24 protein-coding genes and 1 pseudogene are annotated in these 18,606 nt (G+C 66.6%); 3 read left to right on the top strand and 22 right to left on the bottom strand.

What is annotated here, in order from left to right:
- Positions 1–2: 2 nt before the first annotated feature.
- From AB0J80_RS36160 to AB0J80_RS36145, 4 genes are all read right to left on the bottom strand, one after another.
- Positions 3–458 (bottom strand): hypothetical protein, encoded by a 456-nt coding sequence (locus tag AB0J80_RS36160; RefSeq protein ID WP_364714067.1) that lies wholly within the window; start codon positions 456–458, stop codon positions 3–5.
- Between the two features lie 92 nt (positions 459–550).
- The gene (locus AB0J80_RS36155; protein ID WP_364714065.1) at positions 551–1,045 is read right to left on the bottom strand and encodes a hypothetical protein; all 495 of its coding nucleotides are present in this window, start codon (positions 1,043–1,045) and stop codon (positions 551–553) included.
- Between the two features lie 93 nt (positions 1,046–1,138).
- Positions 1,139–1,945: a hypothetical protein gene (locus AB0J80_RS36150; RefSeq protein WP_364714063.1), complete on the bottom strand. Its 807-nt coding sequence runs from the start codon at positions 1,943–1,945 to the stop codon at positions 1,139–1,141.
- Between the two features lie 128 nt (positions 1,946–2,073).
- Entirely contained in the window at positions 2,074–2,313 is a 240-nt protein-coding gene (locus AB0J80_RS36145; RefSeq protein WP_364714062.1) for a hypothetical protein, read from the bottom strand.
- A 237-nt stretch (positions 2,314–2,550) separates the two neighbouring features.
- On the opposite strand from AB0J80_RS36145, the gene AB0J80_RS36140 reads away from it, so the two are divergent.
- Entirely contained in the window at positions 2,551–2,967 is a 417-nt protein-coding gene (locus tag AB0J80_RS36140; RefSeq protein ID WP_364714060.1) for a hypothetical protein, read from the top strand.
- Positions 2,968–3,105: 138 nt separating this feature from the next.
- Positions 3,106–3,405 (top strand): hypothetical protein, encoded by a 300-nt coding sequence (locus AB0J80_RS36135; RefSeq protein WP_364714058.1) that lies wholly within the window; start codon positions 3,106–3,108, stop codon positions 3,403–3,405.
- Between the two features lie 69 nt (positions 3,406–3,474).
- Here the strand turns inward: AB0J80_RS36135 and AB0J80_RS36130 are convergent, their stop codons facing one another.
- On the bottom strand, positions 3,475–3,984 hold the full coding sequence (locus tag AB0J80_RS36130; protein ID WP_364714057.1) for a hypothetical protein: 510 nt from the start codon (positions 3,982–3,984) through the stop codon (positions 3,475–3,477).
- A 114-nt stretch (positions 3,985–4,098) separates the two neighbouring features.
- Between AB0J80_RS36130 and AB0J80_RS36125 the strand changes: the two genes are divergently transcribed.
- Positions 4,099–4,392, top strand: coding sequence for a hypothetical protein (locus AB0J80_RS36125; RefSeq protein ID WP_364714055.1), 294 nt, complete (start codon positions 4,099–4,101; stop codon positions 4,390–4,392).
- A gap of 55 nt (positions 4,393–4,447) precedes the next feature.
- Here AB0J80_RS36125 and AB0J80_RS36120 read toward each other — a convergent pair whose 3' ends face one another.
- The 17 genes and pseudogenes from AB0J80_RS36120 to AB0J80_RS36040 all read right to left on the bottom strand — a co-directional run bounded on the left by AB0J80_RS36120 (position 4,448) and on the right by AB0J80_RS36040 (position 18,548).
- The gene (locus AB0J80_RS36120) at positions 4,448–4,771 is read right to left on the bottom strand and encodes a hypothetical protein (RefSeq protein ID WP_364714053.1); all 324 of its coding nucleotides are present in this window, start codon (positions 4,769–4,771) and stop codon (positions 4,448–4,450) included.
- Positions 4,772–4,897: 126 nt separating this feature from the next.
- Complete coding sequence (locus tag AB0J80_RS36115) at positions 4,898–5,035, bottom strand: peptidoglycan-binding domain-containing protein (protein ID WP_364714104.1); 138 nt, start codon at positions 5,033–5,035, stop codon at positions 4,898–4,900.
- Positions 5,036–5,161: 126 nt separating this feature from the next.
- Positions 5,162–5,680 (bottom strand): annotated as a pseudogene (locus AB0J80_RS36110) (hypothetical protein); the annotation flags it as partial.
- Positions 5,681–5,768: 88 nt separating this feature from the next.
- Positions 5,769–6,107 carry a DUF2746 domain-containing protein gene (locus tag AB0J80_RS36105; RefSeq protein WP_364714051.1) on the bottom strand — a complete coding sequence of 113 codons (339 nt, stop codon included), beginning with the start codon at positions 6,105–6,107 and terminating at the stop codon, positions 5,769–5,771.
- Positions 6,108–6,115: 8 nt separating this feature from the next.
- On the bottom strand, positions 6,116–7,171 hold the full coding sequence (locus AB0J80_RS36100; protein WP_364714050.1) for a fibronectin type III domain-containing protein: 1,056 nt from the start codon (positions 7,169–7,171) through the stop codon (positions 6,116–6,118).
- Between the two features lie 12 nt (positions 7,172–7,183).
- Positions 7,184–7,873: a hypothetical protein gene (locus AB0J80_RS36095; protein WP_364714048.1), complete on the bottom strand. Its 690-nt coding sequence runs from the start codon at positions 7,871–7,873 to the stop codon at positions 7,184–7,186.
- Positions 7,874–7,947: 74 nt separating this feature from the next.
- Entirely contained in the window at positions 7,948–9,399 is a 1,452-nt protein-coding gene (locus AB0J80_RS36090; RefSeq protein ID WP_364714046.1) for a siphovirus ReqiPepy6 Gp37-like family protein, read from the bottom strand.
- Entirely contained in the window at positions 9,399–10,259 is an 861-nt protein-coding gene (locus AB0J80_RS36085; RefSeq protein ID WP_364714044.1) for a phage tail family protein, read from the bottom strand. Before AB0J80_RS36085 ends, AB0J80_RS36090 begins: the two co-directional genes overlap by 1 nt.
- Positions 10,259–14,035: a hypothetical protein gene (locus AB0J80_RS36080; protein ID WP_364714042.1), complete on the bottom strand. Its 3,777-nt coding sequence runs from the start codon at positions 14,033–14,035 to the stop codon at positions 10,259–10,261. Before AB0J80_RS36080 ends, AB0J80_RS36085 begins: the two co-directional genes overlap by 1 nt.
- Before the next feature lie 48 nt (positions 14,036–14,083).
- The gene (locus tag AB0J80_RS36075; RefSeq protein WP_364714040.1) at positions 14,084–14,350 is read right to left on the bottom strand and encodes a hypothetical protein; all 267 of its coding nucleotides are present in this window, start codon (positions 14,348–14,350) and stop codon (positions 14,084–14,086) included.
- 110 nt (positions 14,351–14,460) lie between these two features.
- Positions 14,461–14,802, bottom strand: a complete 342-nt coding sequence (locus AB0J80_RS36070) for a phage tail assembly protein (protein WP_364714038.1) — start codon at positions 14,800–14,802, stop codon at positions 14,461–14,463.
- A gap of 120 nt (positions 14,803–14,922) precedes the next feature.
- Positions 14,923–15,666 carry a hypothetical protein gene (locus AB0J80_RS36065; protein WP_364714036.1) on the bottom strand — a complete coding sequence of 248 codons (744 nt, stop codon included), beginning with the start codon at positions 15,664–15,666 and terminating at the stop codon, positions 14,923–14,925.
- 75 nt (positions 15,667–15,741) lie between these two features.
- Entirely contained in the window at positions 15,742–16,239 is a 498-nt protein-coding gene (locus tag AB0J80_RS36060) for a hypothetical protein (protein WP_364714034.1), read from the bottom strand.
- Positions 16,239–16,589, bottom strand: coding sequence for a DUF5403 family protein (locus AB0J80_RS36055; protein WP_364714032.1), 351 nt, complete (start codon positions 16,587–16,589; stop codon positions 16,239–16,241). The genes AB0J80_RS36060 and AB0J80_RS36055 overlap by 1 nt, the downstream gene beginning before the upstream one ends.
- On the bottom strand, positions 16,589–16,924 hold the full coding sequence (locus AB0J80_RS36050) for a phage head-tail adapter protein (RefSeq protein WP_364714030.1): 336 nt from the start codon (positions 16,922–16,924) through the stop codon (positions 16,589–16,591). The genes AB0J80_RS36055 and AB0J80_RS36050 overlap by 1 nt, the downstream gene beginning before the upstream one ends.
- Positions 16,921–17,400: a hypothetical protein gene (locus AB0J80_RS36045; RefSeq protein ID WP_364714029.1), complete on the bottom strand. Its 480-nt coding sequence runs from the start codon at positions 17,398–17,400 to the stop codon at positions 16,921–16,923. The genes AB0J80_RS36050 and AB0J80_RS36045 overlap by 4 nt, the downstream gene beginning before the upstream one ends.
- Before the next feature lie 71 nt (positions 17,401–17,471).
- Complete coding sequence (locus AB0J80_RS36040; RefSeq protein WP_364714028.1) at positions 17,472–18,548, bottom strand: hypothetical protein; 1,077 nt, start codon at positions 18,546–18,548, stop codon at positions 17,472–17,474.
- Positions 18,549–18,606 lie beyond the last annotated feature (58 nt).

The following is an 18,606-nucleotide window of genomic DNA, read 5'->3' as shown; positions in this document are numbered from 1 at the left end:
GATCAGTCGAAGTCGGGCGCCGAGGCTACGGCCTCAGCGAGCGCGGCTTCACGCTTGTCGGCACAGGCCGCGACCTGAGCCAGCACGGAGCCCTCCACGTCGCGGAAGACGTAGCCGGCGCCGTTGCGGGTTGGGACCTTGCGGATGACCGAGACAATCGCGCCGCCTGCGCCCTGCTTGAGGATCTTGTCCAGGGTGGAGGTGAGCATGCCGTAGGCGATCCGGGCTCCCTTGATCACCTCGGACGGCTCACCCTTTTCCAACGACTCGGAGGTGCGAAACACGGTGATGTCCGCCGTCACCTCGTCGCGGTAGGTCGTCTTGCCCTGGTATGTGTTGGGCTGCTCGCGGTCGATCCGCTTCGGCTCGACCAGGATGGCCAGGTCGGTCATGTGATCGGCCGGCTTGAAGAACGCGCCGCCAGCGTACGAGGACGGGTTGACGATGTTGAGACCCACTGAGTTGCTCAGCTCCTATCGAAAGTTCACACGTGGCGAAAAGAAGACCGGACGTCGCTTGAGGCCCGGCGAGTAACTGGAAAGGGCTTGGCCTACGAGCCAGCCGGCAGACTCTTGCCCTTGGCCTTGTAAGCCGCCATCAACACTTCACTGGCGTCGAAGGTGGCCTTGTTCTCGCCGTAGAGCGTCTTGAGTGCGGTGCGGCCAGCCGCGGCGTCGATCTCCTTGCCGAGAATGTCCTCGACGCTCGGGGCTTGGGCTGGCGGGGCAGAGCCCGCGTCGGCCCACACGTCCTGGCCGGGAGCTGGTGCGACCGGCTTCGCGCCGCTGCCGGGCCGGATGACCTGCCCGCCCAGCTCCTTGCGAAGCGTGCCCGTGGCCTGCGCAGAGTTGCGTACGTTGATGATCAGCTCACTGAGGCTGAAGGCGGCGTACTCACCGGCGTCCAGCCCGAAGGCATCGAGCATGTCGGTCTTAATCTGTCCGGCTGTGCCGCGAAAGACGACCCATGGCTCCTCGTAGCCCTTGCCGAACTTGATCGTGACGCTGATTCCCCGCGCGCCCCACGGGCTGTCGTCATCAGTCACTCGGTTTTACCTCCCCCTCGTCTCTGCTATCGAAACTACACACGCATGTATCGCGTCGACCACCATCCCAGCTGTGATCGTGATCTCGAAAGTTCACACGCGCTCGAAGGGAACGAGCACGTTCTTACGCGAACGCATCCGCCGGACCGCGCTGCACAACTGCGCACCATCCCAGCCAGTGGTCAAGTCCACCCAGTAGACGGTGCACTGGCCGGAGCCGGCGGGAAGGTTCATGATTAGGCCCCAGCGCTGGTTCACGTCCGGTAGAGCGGTGTATGCCTGGGCCGCCTCTTCGGCCGACACCTTGGTTTTCTTCCAGGTGGCGAGCGCGGCCTTGTCCTCGGCGTCGACCGGGAACCGGGTGTGGTCGTAGAGCTTGCCCCGGCTGTAGCCCGCGAGCTGCATAGCCATCTTGAGGGCGCCGTACTCCACCGTGCCGGTCTTGAGGTCGGTGATCAAATGGCCTGCCGGTGCGCCATCCGGGTCGAGCCCGTCGAAGAACGACACCCGGTCGGGTGTGCCGGCCGCCTTCAGTTCAGGCACCACGACCAGGCGCTCGATGTGGATGACCTGCATCATCTCGGTGGCCGCCTTGTACGCCGCCATGTCGAGGCGGTCTTGTGCGCTGGCGTGCGGCGGCAGCTCCTCACCGCGGTCCACGTACTCGCTGAGGTCATGCAGATGCGTGCCCCGCTCGCGCTTGTTATTGGCGCCGGACAGGTTCTCCGCGCGGTCCGCCAGGTGGTTGAGCTGCCGCTTGCCCTCGGGGTCCTCCGGGTCGAGGCGCTTGACTTGGTTCATCTCGCCGACGGAGAACGCGGTGGTTCCGATCATCACCATGCGCTTGTAGTAGCGCTGGAGCGACGACTTGTCCTCGATGGCGTCGATGTGGGTGGTCATCCTGGTGTGGCCTACGGGCACGCCACCTTCCTCTGGAACGACCAGAGGTCGGTTCCATCCATCGCGCGGCACGGGGATCTGCCCGTCGTCGCCAGGGACAGAACCGACCTCGCTCGGGTTGAGCAGAGTTAGGGGCACTCGCGAACCTCCAGGTAATGCATGTGGTGCCGCATCAACGGCTCCTCCAGGATCTCCGGAGGGCACTCCTCCACGTCGAGCACCGCGCAGCCCTCTTTGGCGGCGAGCCGTTGGATCTCGGCCCATGTCTCGTCCGTTGCGTCGTCGTGGACATCGACCCTGATGTCCCAGTTCTCGTGATCGAAGTGCAGCCGCGCCATGCCATCGCTGGTGTCGATCTCCTGTACCACTAGTTCCCCCGTGTGAACTGCCGAGTCACGCCACGTTTCACAGTCGGCGCGGCCGGGCATGTGAAGTTTCGGTAAAAGGTGCACCCTCCCCGTGCCTAGATCCACTGAAGACATGAAAACTAATCGCAGGTGCGGTACCTTGTCCAGCGTCAATGAACAGAATCCGGGACGACCCGTAGGGCGTTCGTCACGTTCGGGCTACAGCAGCCCGAGCGACATATAGATAGGGATACGTGTGTGGCCGAGCGCTTGAACCCGCTTGCGGCGCTGATCGAGGCGCATCGGACGCGGACCGGGGAGACCTACCGCACGATCGCCGCGCGTGCACAGATGGCACCGGCCACTGTGCACGCCCTTGCCAACAACCCCATCAAGGTACCCCCCAAGCTGGCCACCCTGGAGAAGTTGGCGGTGGGCCTCCAGCTCGACCTCGCGGAGGTGCAACGCGCCGCCCAGAAGGCGGCCGGCTTCTACGTGTACGAGGAGCAGACTCCGGACTCCGACGTCCAGATCCTGATCGGCAACTATCGGCAACTCACCCCCGCGGAGCGGGCGGAGGTTGCCGCCTTGGTGGAGTCGCTCCTTCAAGATCACGCCCGGCATCATAGAACACCTGTACCAAAACCGCAGGATCGACAGCGCCAACTACCTTGACGATGGACGGCTAGAACACAGAGCCTTGACCTCGACCACCGTTAAGTTGAGGATGGTGTTTGAACGCCGAAACTTCACAGAGAGGGGCTGCATCAGCGGGTCGCTCCAGTCGACCCACCAACACCACGGGGGAAGAATGTGAGGATCATTCGCCGCAAGACGGGCGCCGACGTCGTGTCTGTGCCCGACCAGAACCTAATCATCGTCAACCCTGACCTCACCCAAACCGGGCAAGTCCGGGCTATCCGCCAAGCCGGCATCGGCGAGAACACGGAAGTCGTACGCGGTTGGGTCGAGGGCCTGGACCAGGAACGCCGCCGCCGGCACCGCAAGCGCACATGGAATCAGCGCAAGGGCATGCTCGGCGGACCCATCGCGAGGTGGGCTGAGCGCTTGGGCAAGTCCAAGGCGACACCGGACGACTTCACAGGCGACTGACCCCGCGCGCGAGAAAAGCCCCCGTGGCCCGAAGCCGTGGGGGTCTTCTTGTGGGTGGGTATCGGTCTGCTACTTGGCGCCGTGCTTCGAGGCGTTGAAGGTCATCTTCTGATTCTGGTCCGGCTCGCGGATCAGGTCGTTGTCAATGCCTGGCCGCCGTTTGACGTAGTAGAAGCCCTTCTCTGTTCCCGGCGCATAGTGCACAACGAGGTCCTTCTCTGCGAGGCCGGCCTTCCACGACTCCAGATGCTGTAGCTCGTCCGGGGTCATCTCGACCCCAGCTCGCCGGCGCGCCTCCATCCGGAGCATCTCTACTGCGTACCGGCGTCGGTCGCGGTCGTTGATCCTCCAGGGAATCAGGTTGTCATCGCGCACGTAGCGGATCTCGATGCCGTTCCGGTTGCGGAAGTTAGACCACATAGCCGCGGTGGTCTCGATGCCGTACTTACGCTTGTATTCGAGGATGATCCAGGGATACGACTTACCCTCCTCGATCCAGCGTCGAGCCTCGTCCTCGTTCTGAATCTTCTTGGCCGGCATGTCCGGGGGTATCCTCTCCCGCATCGCTCTCGGTTGCACGCCCTCCGGCGTACCGTCCGGTCAAACGGTAGGTCACCCCGTTCTGACGTGTCAACTGCTGGGCTTGTGGGTGTTAACTGCCGGGAACCAAGAAGTTCAAAGGAACCTTAGCTGATGGAACTCAGCATCACTGTGTGTGATGTGTGCCAGGACCCGAGCCGGAAGGTGAAGCGCTACACCCTCCAACAAGGTGAACGCAGCGCAACGGTCGATCTTTGCGACGAAGATAGCTCCGCTCTCGAAGCCCTGCTTCCGAAAGGCGCAACGTCGACCGCCTCGAAAGTTAGAACGCCTGTACGAAAGAAGGCCGCCGCAAAGAAGGTGACCACCGAAAAGGTCACCGCGGGAAGTGCGGGGCGGCGCGGAGGACGAGCCGTCCAGGAGACGAAGATCGAGGACATCAAATAGGTACCGGTAAGCGCCCCGTAGTCATGGAACTGCGGGGCGCTTACCGTGTGCCGGGTCAGTCGGCCGTGCCTACCACCTCAGTGGTCGGTGGGCTGAGTTCGGCGGCCGACTCATCGGTAGCGACCGGGGCCGACGCGGACAGCCACGGTAGGTACGTGTCGATCCAGCCAATCACCGCGGGAAGGGACATGACGCGGGTGATGAGCGTGGCGCCGGTAGTGATGGCGCCGGCCACCGCGGCATAGCCCGCGTAGACCTCGGCGGTCATGTGCTCGCCGAGCACCGTGGATATGACGGGGATCGCGACGAGCAGGACGCTGGCGGCCGAGATGGCCGCCTGAACGGTGGTGCGGATGGTGCGGCGACGGGCGTCGCGCACCGAGGGGTCAGTCGCTGGCACTAGACGATTCCTCCTGTGCTGGGTGAGTGAGGGGCGTCGATGTGGGTGTGGTGGAATGTGTGGGCCGAGCCGCTCCCCCCGTGGCGGCTCGGCCCTTTCGAGGCGTCACATCTTGTTGATCTCGCGCCACGTCGTCACGCCAACGACGCCGTCCACGTCGATGCCGCGCATCTTCTGGTAGGCGCGGACCCTTGCCTCGGTCTTCGGGCCGTAGTCGCCGTCAGCCTCGACGCCGCCGATCATGGCCTGGACGAACCGCACGTGCTCGCCCTTGCTGCCGCGCCGCAGGACGGGACGCCAGGCGCCCTTGCACCAGGTGGTGCCCGCCGGATGGGTGGGCTTCGGGGCGGCGGGGTGGCCGGTGCGCTTGCGCCAGTCCTCCAGCGACTCGCCTCGTAGCACCGACAGCAGCGCGTCCTTGTTGTCCCAGCTCGCCACCTTGTCGCGGTCCTCGGACAGGTGGATGTGCCACAGGTGGGAGCTGTCGGAGCTGACCGGCTCGTCGTGCCGGAAGTCCCAGCCCTCCACCTGCCTGTCGCTGTCGACCTGGCCGTAGAACTCGCGCCACCCGTTCAACCGCGGGTCGGCCGGGTCCTTGCCGGAACGCATGAGCCGGCCGCTGTACTTGGCGATGGTGCGGTAGTCACCGCGCTGGGCGTCGGGGAACGTCCAGTCCAGTGCGGCGGCCTTGTCGGTGGGACCGCCCTGGTCCTCGGATTCGCGGATGGAGTAGTTGTGCGGCCAGCGCCGCTCGTTCGCCGCCCTGGTGTTGTGGTAGCCGCGCTTGTCGGCGTAGATGCCGCCCAGCTCGGTATGCGGCTCCAGCTTGTGCAGCTCCTCCCAGAGCCGCCACAGGGCGTCGGTGATCCTTGCCGGGTTGGGGTTACCCACGGTCGTGCCTCCAAGAAGGGGTGGACATGGTGAAGGCCCCGCCGCCCGATGGGCGGCAGGGCCGTAAGTGGTGTGATGCCTGGGGTTAGCTGTCGCGCAGGTGGTCGGTCAGGCGGCGCTCGACGTCGAGTCGTTCGGCGCGTTCGTGGCGTAATTCCTCGCGGATGCCGCCGATGTCGCGGCCGTGCTGGTGCAGCATGTTCTTGACGTCGTCCAGGCCGGTGAGCACCTGGTCGACGTCGTCGCGCAGATTGGTGTCATGGTTGTTTTGCACCTGATCGCGGACGGTGCCGAGCCGCTTGTGGTTGCGGCGCAGTAGCTCCAGGGCGATACCGACGAGGGCGACAATGATCGTGCCGAGAGCGGTGACGGTCGCCGCTTGCACTGTCGCGTCCAGGGCGAGGGTGAGGTGGGGTGGATTCACGATCTGGGTCACTTCCAGGCGGTTCCGTCACCGACCTTGATCTGAGCCAGAACCCACCGCGTTCCATCGCCGACCCACACTAGGGCCGGAATCCACGACGTGCCGTTGCCGATCTTGACGGCGGAGAGCGTGGTGAACCTGACGCCAGGTGTTCGGGTGCTGGTGCCGACTGCGTTGACCGCGCGGACACAGACGTAGTAGGTGGTTCCCGGTGTCAGGCCGGTTAGCGTGGCCGGTGAACTCGGGTCGCTGATCTGCTGGTAGGTCGAGAAGTCGCCGTGGGTGCTGTATTGGATGAGGTAGGTCGTGATGGGCGAGCCGCCGTTGTCTGGCGGTGGCGACCAGGAGACGGTGGCCGTCTGCGCCCCGACGTTGCTGACGCTCGGCAACCCCGGCTCGCCAGCCTCGGTGGCCAGGGTGGTGAACGCTCGCGCGCCGGACCAGCCGGACCAGCCCACCGAGTTCCGCGCCCGCACCCGGGCATACAGCGTGGTGCCCTTCGGTAGGCCGGTCACCGTCTGGCCGCTCCAGCCGTCCTCGCTCCAGGACTTCACGATCTGTGTGAACGCCGAGTCGCGGGCGACCTGGCCGGCGTTGCCGTTGATTGCGGAGCCGTTGGCGGAACCGGCCGTCCAAGTCAGCGACACTGATGTGGCCGTGATCGAGCCGGCGGACGGCACACCGGGCGGGGACGGCGCGGATGGAGGCCGCTTCGGCAGGGTGATCGAGCGAGAGTGTGTGGGGTGGGCGCCGTTGAACGCGCCGGACAGCGAGGCGCTGTAGGACAGCGATCCGGTGCCGTCGTAGTCGATCGCGGCGCCGAAGCTCGTGGAGTACAGCAGCTTGGACTCGCCGTTTGCCAGGCTGTTGTGAAAGGAGCCTGAGTCGCCGTGCGAGCCCGACAAGCTCCAGTTCTGGTTGTCGTCGAAGTTGTAGCTGTCGGAGCACTGGATGTAGAGCTTGACCGTGACGGTGACGCTCGTACTCGATGCGCTGGGCGTGGAGCTGGTCAGGTCGATGCCGAAGCGCAGGTGCCCGTCATAGGAGCCCCAGGTCGTTGCCACTGGCGCGCCTCCTTAGCTGATCGGTTGAATCCAGATCCGGTCAGCGGTCGGCGTGCCGGCTGGCTGGGTCGTGGAAACGGTCAGCGTGAATCCGTTCCACTGGCTGGAGTTCTCGGCGGTGGAGGCCACGACGTTTTGCCACTGGCTGCCGTTCCAGAATTCCCAGCTCTGAGTGGTTGTGTTGAACCCGAGCTTGTAGGTCCGGAACCCGGACGGCCGGGTCGCGGTCGACCACACGCCGGTCCGCGCGCCGACGTACTGGCGGTCGTCGCGAACCATCGCCGCGTCGATGGTGGTCGCGTTCGCCTGGACGGTGACGACCGCGAGGCTCAGCTCGAAGATGCCCTCGGCGGTTTGGGTGAGGCCCTGCGGGACGCCGCTGCCGGCGGTTCCCTTGAGCACCTCGATGCTGCCGAGGTTCGTCGAGGGGTTGATCCGCAACACGACGCGGTCGTAGCGCAACGCGGAGCTGGCCGCCTCGATGGTCTTGGTCTCGACCGCGGTGGACGACAGCGCGTGTCCGCGCAGAAACGCGAAGCCGGGTTGCACCTGCACGGCCATGCCGCCGCCTCCGCCGCTGACGCGGAAGCCGGTGCCGCCGAAGGTGTCGGCCACGCCGGAGTCCTGCAACTCGCGCGCCCAGAGGGAGAACTGATTCTCGGTGGTGTCTTGATCATCGAAGGGATACGCGGTGATAGCCAAAGGAAGGTGCCTCCGAAGATGGGAGAGACCCCGCCGCGCATGGCTTCGGGGTGCAGAGGAACGGGGTGGTCGCGTCAGGTGTTCTGCACGGCGATGTAGTCGAGCAGGCAGGGCAGTTCGCGGGTGTAGTTGTTGTTCACGCGCACTCGAAATTGCGTCGGGCTGACCGGGATGGCTTCGGCGGTCGTGAACACGGCGGAGCCGAAGTTGATGGGCATCTCGTGGGCGTGCCCGGTGACGGTGTACGCGCTGTTCGGGAAGGACGCCCCGCCGGGCAGGGTCACGGTGAAGGTGTTCCAGCCAGGCTGTGCTGTCCCGAGGTCGCGGTTGCCTACCGAGATGATGGGGGCCGTGGCGGCGCCGCTTCGTTCCAGTGAGGAGACGCGGTCCTCGACCGAACTGACTCGCTTGCTCAGCGCGGCCTGCGGGTCGAATCCGGAGGCGTCGCCGAGGACCGCGCCGAGTCGAAAGCCGTCCGCGTCGGCCTTGAGGGTGTAGCTGGTCACCGTGCTGGCCAGCTCCTGGCCCTCGACGACCACGGCCACCCGGTCGCCCATCCTCCACGCCGTGCCGTACGGCATCGCGGAGTCTTCCATCGGCACGACCTGCACGGCGACGGCGCCGAAACTCTGGTCAGCGAGTACCTCGTCGCCGGCCTGCTCCAGCTCCTCGACCTTGTCGGCTGCACGCTGGTCCTTGAAGACCTCGATGCGCCGGCCCCAGTCCTGCTCGGCCTGCGCCGCGGCCGTGTTGGTGCGCACGACGAACTGGCGGAACACACCTTCGTCGGAGCCGCCCACCAGCACCCGCGTCGCGCCGGGCGGCGAGATGGCCACTTTGTGACCGGCGAGCGTGGAGTTGAAGATGTCGAGGCGGATCAGGTCCGTACGGTCGCGGACGGCGTACGTCTCGAAGGCCAGCCTGTTCCCGCGCTGCACCACCCGGAAGCCGAGGTTAGCGGTCGACGCCAGCTCCGAAAGCAGGGTGCCGAGCACCGTGAACCGGGCGGATTTGGTGGTGACCGGACCGCGCCGGCCGTTCTCCCCCATCGTCAGCTTGCCCAGCAACCCGGTACGCCGAGAGGCAGGGGCACCCGGTCCGATGTTCGCGTTGACGAACTCATGCATCAGCGCTTCGACTTCACCGATGCGCAGGTCCGTCGGAGCCTTCTGCGCGGTCGGGTCACCGACCGCAGGGTCCGGGTACGCGAGCGCGTCAGCCAGCAGGATGGCGTCGGTGACGCCTGCGATCGTGACCGTGCCGACCGGGTCGGTCGCGGTGGCTTCGTTGCGGGGCTCCACGACTGGCCCGGATAGCAGCACGTCGGTGGGACCGGTGACGATGATGCCGGAACCGGGGCTGCGGAGCACGTCCGCGAGGGGATGCTCCGCAGCGAGCTTCAGGGTCCACTGACCGACGTTGTTGAAGACGTCCTGGATGGTGAGGTCCAGCTCGTCGGGCCGAATCTGGCCGACCCGGTCGAGGTTGCGGTTGCGTACCTCAACCGTGATGTCGTCGAGCTTCATCAGATCACCACCCGCCTGCGGGGTTGCCACGAGCACGTGATGGAGCTGGCGGTAGTGGTGCTCTCCAGCGAGGCGGTGACCACGCTGGTTCCCGGCGGAATGGCCCAAAATTTCGGCGCCGTTGCGAGCTGGCCGTAGACGTTCGTGCCTGCAACGTCGATGGCGGTGCCCTTGCGGCAGTCCAAGGTAATGGAGCCGCCGGCTGCGATCGTGCCGGTCCAGCGCAGCGTCTGCCCGGTCGGGGAACGGGCGATGAAGTTGGTGCCTGGCCCGACCACAGTCCACACGGGGTAGGCCGGCGCAGTACCCAGGTTCACCAGCCGGATCGAGCCGATGGCCTGCGATGCGGAGATGCGCAGCCTGCTCAGCGACCCGTTGAGCAGGCCACGCCCGGAGCCGGTGTTCTGGATGCGCTCCGACGACGACACGCTGTACGTCCAGTACGGCGATCCGGCCCGCAGCGTGACGACCGTGGAGAGGTCACGCTCGCCGATCGTGTCGACGCCGTACGTCCATCCGCCGCCGCCCTGCCAGGCGACCGGAGTCGACCAGTAAGTGCCGTCGTCCTCGACCCAGCGCAGCGTGCACTCGCCTGCGGTGAGCATCAGTTCCAGCCGGGCCACCAGCTCCTTGAGGCGAGGCCGGTCGGCCGCGACGAGGTGAAGCGGCAGGTCGATGTTGCGCGAGCGAAGACGCGAGCCACGGTAGATGGCACCGTCGCCCGCGCCTTCGATCCATTGCGCCGCCACCTCAGGGAACCCGAGGCCCGTCGCGCCCGACACGGCCTGGGCGCCGGTTCCGAAGTTCAGCACGTCGTTGAGGTTGATCGTGTCCGTGCTGTTCACCAGGAGTAGATGCACTACCAGCCCACCATCCTGGCCCGGCCGCTCGCGGCGAAGAGGTCTTCTGCGCTGTCGATCGAGCTGCCCGGGGCCGCGTAGTAGTTGAGGATCTTCTGGGTCGCAGCCGGGCTTCGCTCGGCCATCGCGCTCGTGACACTGCTGGTCAGGTGCGAGGTATCCACGCCGGGCGAGGCGACGGCCATGTCGCCGATCTCGGTGGTGAAGCCGCGCAGCGACGTGCGCACCGCGGCGTACCGCGACTCCAGGCCGTTGAGGAAGCCGTCGATGACGAGCTGTCCTGCGTCGTAGAGCAACACGCGGTCGACGGACTGCGGACCCTTCCAACTGGTGAGTTTCGAGGTCAGATCGCCGAGCGTGGACTGCACGCTGCCGAACATGTTCCTGATCCCGTTGATGAAGCCCTGGATCAGTTGCCGGCCAGCGCTCACGAGGAGTCCGGCGACGTTGCCCAGCGCGGACTTGGCCCGGCCGGGCAGCTCCCTCACCGTCGACACAGCGTTGTTGACGCCGTTGGTGAAGGCCGACTTCACCGCGTTCCAGGCCGAAGAGGCCGTGGAGCGCAGCGAGGAGCCGAGCGAGGAGAACGTGCTCGCAATGCTGGTCCAGGCGGTCGACGCCGTGCTCGCGATCGCGTTGGTGATCGCCGACCAGGTGGACTTCAGCCAGTTCCACACCGAGGAGGCGAGGGACCGGATGCTGTTCCACATGCTGGTCCAGCGCGCGACGCCCTGAGCGCCCAACGTCTCGAAGTTGTTGACGAGGACCTGCCACACGCCCTTGAACAGCGCGACGATGGCGTTCCAGATCCCGGCGAAGACCTGCTTGACGCCGGTCCACACGCGGCTCCAGTCGCCGGTGAAGATCCCGGCGAAGATGTTCCAGATACCCATGATCGCCTGGACCGCAGCCTTGACCACGTCGACGATCGCGTTGATGACGACGATCAGGTTGTCGAGGATCAGGCCGATCAGTTTGGCGATGGCCGGCACGATGTACTGGCCGATAAAGTTCGCCACCGTCTGGAGGATGTCCAGCACCGGGGTGAGAACCTCGACCAGCCGCGAGAACGCGGCGCCGAGCTGGGGCAGAAACTTAGCCACCAGCGGGGCGAGCGCCTGGATCAGCGGCCCAATGATGGCCGACGCGATCTCGATGATCTTCGCGACGAAGGGTGCAAGCGCGGCGACCACCGTGCCGATCAACCCGACCAGCCCACCGAGGAGCTTTCCCAGGGGCGGCAGGATCGTGGCGACCAGCGGCGCGAGCGCGTTGACGAGCGTGCCGATCGCGCCGCCGAGCTGCGCCAGTGCGGGGCCGAGCGCCGCCACGATCGGCTGAAGCGCCTGACCGAGAGCCGGGCCGATCTGCTGCCCGGCCGACAAGACCTCCCGGAAGATCGGGATCAACCCTTGGAACAGGCCCTTGATCGTGGTGCCCAGCAACGGGACGAGCGGCTGCCAGGCGGCCTTCATGGACGATGCAAAGTTCTCCAGCCCGTCGAGGCCACCGCCCGCCGTGAGGCCCTGGATCGAGCCTTGAAGCTGCCCGAACAGCGGGGCCACCTTCTGGATCGCTCCAGCCAGCGCGGTGCCCAGCAGGGTCACCAAAGGTTCCAGCGCGGGCGCGAGCACCGACGCCGCCTGAGCCACCGTCTTCAGGACCCCGCCGAGACTGGGGCCGAGGGCGGCGAGGAACGTGCCGAGCAGCGAGCCGACCGCGCCGAGTGCGTGACCGAGCGGACCAAGCGCAGGGGTCAGCGCGTCGACCGCCTTGCCGATCCCCACGAACAGGTCGACCAAGCCGGTCTGAAACGCGGGCTGCGCGAGCGCGTCAGCGATGCCGCCGAGCAGCTTGCCGAACGCGTCGCCCGCCATCGGCAGGATCGTGGTGAGGCTGGTCGAGAACGACTTGAAGAAGTTCTCCAGCGCCGGACCGGACTGCGTGACGATGGCGTCGATCGCGGCGTGGGCGGCAGCGAACACATCGACCAGCGAGGACTGGAAGTCCGCCGAGTTGACGACGTCCGACACCCGCTGGAGCGTGTCGGCCAAGGTCGCCAGCGTGGAGCCGCCCGCTGCGTTGGCCGCCTTGCCCAGTCCGTAGAGGATGCCGCCGACGGAGACCACCACGTGGCCGAGGTCCGTCAGGGCCTGGATGGCGGTCTCGATCCAGCCGTTGAGCTTGCTGTTCGCGCCGCCCTCGGACGCCTTGGTCAGGAAGTCCGAGAGGTTCTTGGTGACATCGACGAACCACTGTGCAAGGCGGGGAAGGTATCCCGCGCCGGTCTCGCCGAGGATCTTGATGATGTTCGCGAGGTCGCCGGTCGCGGCGGTCGCGATGTGGATCGAGTCCGACAGATCCTGGAACATGCCCTGGAGCGCGCCGTTGAAGGCGCCCTGCAATCCGGTGGCCAAGCCACCGAAGAACTGCCCCAGCTCGCCCGAGATCTTCTTCATCCCGGCGGAGAACTGAGGGAACAGCGACGTGAGCAGGTTCTTCAGGGGCTTCTCGAAGCCCTTCCAGAACCCGTCGGACATCTGGTCCTGGAGCGTCTTCCAGGCTTCGCCGGCCTTCTGCGCCCGACCGAGCCCGATGGCGAACTCGGGCAGATGCTGGTTGATGTCCTTCAGGGCGACGACCGAGGCGATGACGCCGATGGCCAGGCCGCCGAAAATGCCGGGCAGGGCTAGAGCCGCCGGCGCGATGCTTGCCAGCGATGCCGACAGCGAGGCCAGGCTCGACGCCGAGGCGATGCCGACCGCGCCCAGGTTGGCGATGGCCAGCGCCAGGCCGCCGATCAGCGGGGCGGCCTTGTCCAGGTTCTTGATGCTGTCCCAGAGCTTTTCGAGGATGTTGTTGATGGCCCGCGCGCCGGACAGCGCGGCGAGGATCGTGCCGGCCCTGACGACTGCGGTCTTCGATACCTCGGGGATGAGCTTGACCGTACGGTCACGGGCCAGCAGATCGAGCGAAGCCTTGGCCTTGAGCCTGGACCCGTTCTTGACGTCGACCTCGATCTGGCTCTTGATGTTGTCGATCTTGTCCTTGAGCCGGTCGATCTCGCGCTCCACGCGCCTGCGCTCGCGGTCGTTCATCTCCGGAGTGATCGTCGCCCGCAAGTCGTTGATCTGCTCGACGTACTGCTCGATGCGGCGGGTCTGCTCGCGAACCTTGGCCGAGTCCATCTCGGGCGTGATCCTGATGGTGTCGAGCACCTGTGCGATCTCGTCGCGGACCTTCCGGTACGCCGCGTTGTCGGTCGCCAGCTTGACCTTGATCTGCTTCTGGAGTTCTTCCTCCATCAGCTCTCGTGCGGCCTTGAGGTCGGCCTCGTTGAGGTTGACCTTCAGCTCGATCTCGCGCAGCTTCTCCAGCTCGCGGTCGATGTCGTCGATCGCGTTCTCGAGGGAGTTCATCGAGCTGGGGTCGACCTTGAGCTTGACCGTGGCGACCTTGTTGAGCTGGTCGGTGAACAGCTCGCGGGCCGCCATCAGCTCGGAGCGATCGAGGTCGATCTTGATCTCGACGTTGTCGAGCGCGTCCAGTTCTCGCTGCACTCGGGTGATGGCCGCGCGCAGGGAGCCCTCGTTGTCGAGGTTCACCGAGACGGTGACATCGCGCAGGCTGCGCTCGATCTCTCGCTGCGCGCGGCGAGCTTCCTGGGCCAGGCCGGCGGTCCCCAGGCTGACCCCGATCAGAAGGTCGCCGAGTTGGTCCTCGATCTTGTCCAGGTCGCGCTTGGCCTTCGCACGGAAGTCGCTGGTGTCCGGCATCACGCGGACCGAGATACGGCCAATGATCGTGCCCGCTGTCATGCGCGCCTACCTCCGCTGGAACGTGCGCCACAGGTCGGCGACCGTGACCTTCTTCTTGGTGGGCTCGCTCTTGTTGGCGGCCGTCGCCTTGGGACGCGGCCAGGCAGGCAGGACCGGTACCTTGCCTTTGGCCCACTGGCCGGTGGCCCGGGTGTTCTGGTTGAGCGCGTCGTAGATGTCGGCCGCTAGATGCCGGTCGACGCCCCAGCCGAAGTGCTCCCTGCCGCCCGACGCGAGGGCGCTGGTCAGGGACGTGTCGGGAAGCCTCTGCACGAGTGCGAGGACCAGGGCGGGGGCTGGCCCCTCTCCTGTGATCACCTGGGTCAGATCGACGCCGTAGTGAAACAGCAGGTCGGGGTACAGGCCCTCGCCGTAGTCGTCGATCAGTCGCGCGAGGCCGAGGCTTCCCCCGCCTGCGTCCCCTCGGAGTACGCAGTGAAGATCTCGGCGAGCACGGCCAGGTCGCCGCCAACTGCCGAGAGCAGCTTCTTGGCCTTGGCCGGCGACTCCGCGATCAGGCCGATCGCCTCGGAGAGCAGCGTCTCCTGGTCGGCGTCGTCGTCGCGCATCTTCTCCTGGACGGCGATCAGTGCGGTCCGGTTCTCCTTGCTCAGCCGCAGCGGGTTGAGCAGGCGAACCGTCGTGGTCTCGTCAAGGGCAATGTCGGTCGAGCCGTACTTGGCTTCGGCGGCGGCGCGGATGTCGTCCAGGGTGAAGTTAGACATGAGGAAGCGGACCTCCGGAGTTAGGCGCAAAGGGGGAATCGCGGACGCTCAGCGGGAGAAGCCCCGGCTGCGCGCGGAGGTCCGCAAAGACGCGCGCAGCCGGGTCGATCAGGGTGGGAATCAGGCGGTGGCGATGCCGCTCGCCCAGGCGGCGCCGTTCCAGTGGGCGTTCGTGGTGTCGCCGAGGATCACGTACTGGCCTGGGGTCCACTTGGTGGACGGGTTGGCGTCGACCTCGTCGAGCGCCGCGAGGTTCGCCGGGGTTGCCGCGCCGGCCGGAGTGAACGCGCCGGGCGAGCCGGCGGTCGCGCCGGTCGCCGGGACACCGCCGAGCGGAGTGACCGCGTAGGTCCAAGAGTTGGTGCCCAGCGCCATCGGCTTGACGCCGAGCGGCAGGCCCGCGAGCGACTCGGTGTCGGAGATGGACAGGTCGTCGGCGCGGTAGATCTCGGCCTTGGGGGCGTAGAAGCCGAAGAAGTTCCCGCCGTCCACGAAGATCGCGAGGAACGCCGCCTGAGTCGGTTGCGGGTCCTGCGGCACACCGATCATGCCGTTGGGCAGGGTCGGGGCGTTCTGGCCGTAGAACAGGCGCAAGCCATCCTCGTCAAACTGCACGAGGGTGAAGGTCATCATCTCGGTCCGGGCGCTGTACTTGGTGCGCAGCGTCTTGTTCTGCAAGCTGCCGAGCGTGGTGGCCTCACCGCCTTCGGAGGTGATGCCGAAGACGTCTTCCAGGCTCGTGTGCCCTACCGGGTTCCAGGGACTGCCCGGGGCGAGCAGGTCGGCGGGCATCGCCGTGCCCACCGGGGCGGTCAGGTAGTTGCCCGCGCCGACGACGAGGGTTGCATTGTCATTGAGTGGCACTTGGGGGTCTCCTTTTCGGGCACGCCGAAGACCCCGCGGTGTCGAAAGTTCACGCAGGGTGGCGTAGTGAGGGGTTCAGGCGAACGGGAGGGGGCGCGACCGTTCCTTGCGGATGGTCAGCCGGTACTGCGTCTCGTATCGGTGCACGCGGGTCGGCAGGTCGGCGTACTGGACCGGGCCGGTACTCGTCGCCCAGTCGGTGGCCCGGCGCGGAGCCGAGACCATCTGCGCCTTGACCAGGTAGCCGCGCCCCGGGATGTGAGCGTTGCGGCGCCAGGCGTTGCGTAGCGCCACGCGAACGGCCTCGGAGAGCAATGCCGCGTCCTCGTCGCCGTCGGGGTCCTCGACGAAGCAGTGCACAGCGATATCGGCCTGGTCGGTGAAGCGTTCGTCGCCGCCCCAGTTGCCGAAGGAGGCGAGCCGGCGCACGAGCACCAGCGGGAAGTGCTGGTCGTCCGCGATCAGCGAGTTGACCGCGATGCCGGGCAGTCCCTCGCGCAGGACGTGGAGCATGACGTCCTCGATGGGACTCAGCTCGACCATCGCGCGGATGGCGTCGGGTAGCGCGGCCATCAGGGCTTACCTCGCTGACGCTTCTGCTTACGGGCGATGCCGGTCGCGCGGGTCAGGATGTAGAGGCCCTCCATGCCGCCGACCTTGCGGCCGTGCTCATCGGTGTAGGGCTCGCGGCCGAACTCGATGGACAGGGCGGCCTTCTGTCCCCGCTCGTCGGAGAGCGTTACGAACCAGTCGACGTCGGCGTGTTCCCAGTCGATTTCCGCGTGGCCGTCGTGGCGGTTCTGCACGAGCAGCTCGTCCGCCGTCGCGGCCATGTCGAAGGTGACCGCTTCGAGGTAGCCCTGCACGGTCTCGTGCTTCGAGACGATGTCGTTGACCTGCTTGTCGGGGAGCAGTTCCGCCATCAGGGCCGCTCCCGAATGTCCAGGGACCAGTGCCTGGTGCGGCGCGAGCCGTGGTGGTAGGCCGGCGGGGAGACGATGTCCCACTCCTTGCCGTTCCACGCGACTCGCGACCAGAGGCTGACGTTGGGCAGCTCGGCCGCCACGAGCATCCGGACCACGTTGATCTGCTGCTGGCCGGGCACCTCGGCGCGGCTGGAGCGCTGCGGGATGAAGTAGGCACGGACCTGAAGCGTGTCGTTCGGGTCGGCCACCATCACCGTGTTGCCGCGCTTGTCAGTCGTGGGATGGGTCTTCCAGACAGTGACCAACAGGCCACGTCGTCGCTGCAAGCTCACCAGGGCTCCACCTCGTCCGCGAAGTACGGGAACGGCGAGTTCGGAGAGCCCTGTACCGGCACGTAGTTGCCGGGGCCGAGGGGCGCCATACGGCGGTTCGTGCGCTGCGGACCCCACGCCGAGACCGGCGCGGTGGTCAGGCCATGCCGCTTGCCGGCCAGCTCGGCGAGTAGCTTCTGCTCGTCGCGGGTGAAGTAGACGACGCCTGCGTTGTCGCCGGCTGCGTCGTTCCACTGGAGCGTTTCGTCGCCAGCGCGCGAGACGGTGTAGCCGTTCGGGTTCTGCACGTGTCGCTTCGCCGCCCGCAGTACCAGAGTCCGGACCAGGCGGGGTACGTCGTCCTGCGGCCATTCCCGGCCGTATTCCATCGCGAGGTCGCTGGCGTCGTTGAGGGCACTCTCGGCGACCCGAACTTCCGCCTCGTCCAGGTCGAAGTCGAGACGGTCTTTCAGCTCGTCGAGCGAGGCATAGGCCATGTCGTTCTCCTTGCGCTCGGGGTGGAAAGGGCCGGGTGTGCTGTCGAAACTTCACACCCGGCCCGTGAAGGTCACCGCGAGGCGTTGCGCGCAGCCGGAGCCGGGGCCGCCGCCTTAAGTCCGGTGATGCCAGCCAGCTCGGCGTCCTGCTCCTTGGAGAAGCCTTCGCTCGGGCGGCCCGTGGTCGGGTTGGGCAGCGAGTCAGTGCCGTCGAGCTTGAGCTTGATAGCGCGCACGAAGTGCTCGTACTGGCCGACAAAGCGGAAGTTGGTCTGCTCGTCCTTGCCCATCAGGATGTCCGTGACGTGCCGGAATCCCTTCCACGTGTTGAAGATCGAGCGGTCCTGGAAGCGCAGCGAGTCGTAGTCGCGCAGCCACCGCAGCGCGACGCCGTTGTAGCTGGCGGTCGCGCCGAACGGTACGGACTGCGGGACGCTCGGAGCGCCGGTGGCGAAGATGAAAGCGCTGTCGACCATGGCGACCGCTTCGGTCGGGTTCAGCTCCTGGGCGACGACGAAGTTGAAGCCGTAGCGCCGCCCGAGGGTGGCCTCGCGCAGAGCGGAGACGGCCTCGGCCTCGCCCACGTTGGAGGCGAGGTTCAGCTTCTCGTCCTCCAGCAGCGCCGCCTCGATGTCGGTGCCGACCAGGATGGTGCGGGCGCCCGCCGGGACGCGGAGCTTGTTCATGACCGAGCGAGCGCGGATGAGGCCGCGTCGCAGGTTCGCGGAGTCGAGGCCCAGGGTGACCGCGTAGGGGGCCTCGCGCAGGTAGTCGGTCGCCTCGGCTTCAAGGCCGGCGCCGAGGGCTTCGGTCTGCTTGCGGGCCAGCTTGCTCCAGCCGGGCAGGTCCATATCGTTCTGCTCGTCGGTGAGCTTCACCGCGTTGTAGATGTCGCCGCCGAACTTCACGGCGACCTTGCGCTCCTGGTACTCGTCGAACTGGATCTCCGTCGAGCGGTCGTTGCGCCAGCCGTAGGTCCGAAACGGCAGCACGCCTTCGACGACCACGTTGATGGTGTCGTCCTTGGCGCCCTTGTACTGGTCGATGCCCTCGCGCCGGAACACGGCGGGGACGACGAGGCTCTCTTCGAGCAGAACCGCCGCGGTCGCGGCGATCTTCTCGGGCTTGACTACCTGGTGCTGAGCCACTATCTCTGCCCTCCATCGGACACGAAAGAGCCCCGCACCGTGGCAGTGCGGGGCTTAC

It is taken from the genome of Actinoplanes sp. NPDC049548, assembly GCF_040676695.1.
Taxonomy (GTDB): Bacteria; Actinomycetota; Actinomycetes; order Mycobacteriales; family Micromonosporaceae; genus Actinoplanes.
Note: the sequence above shows the minus strand (reverse complement) of the source record. Positions and strands in the feature narration are given on the sequence as shown.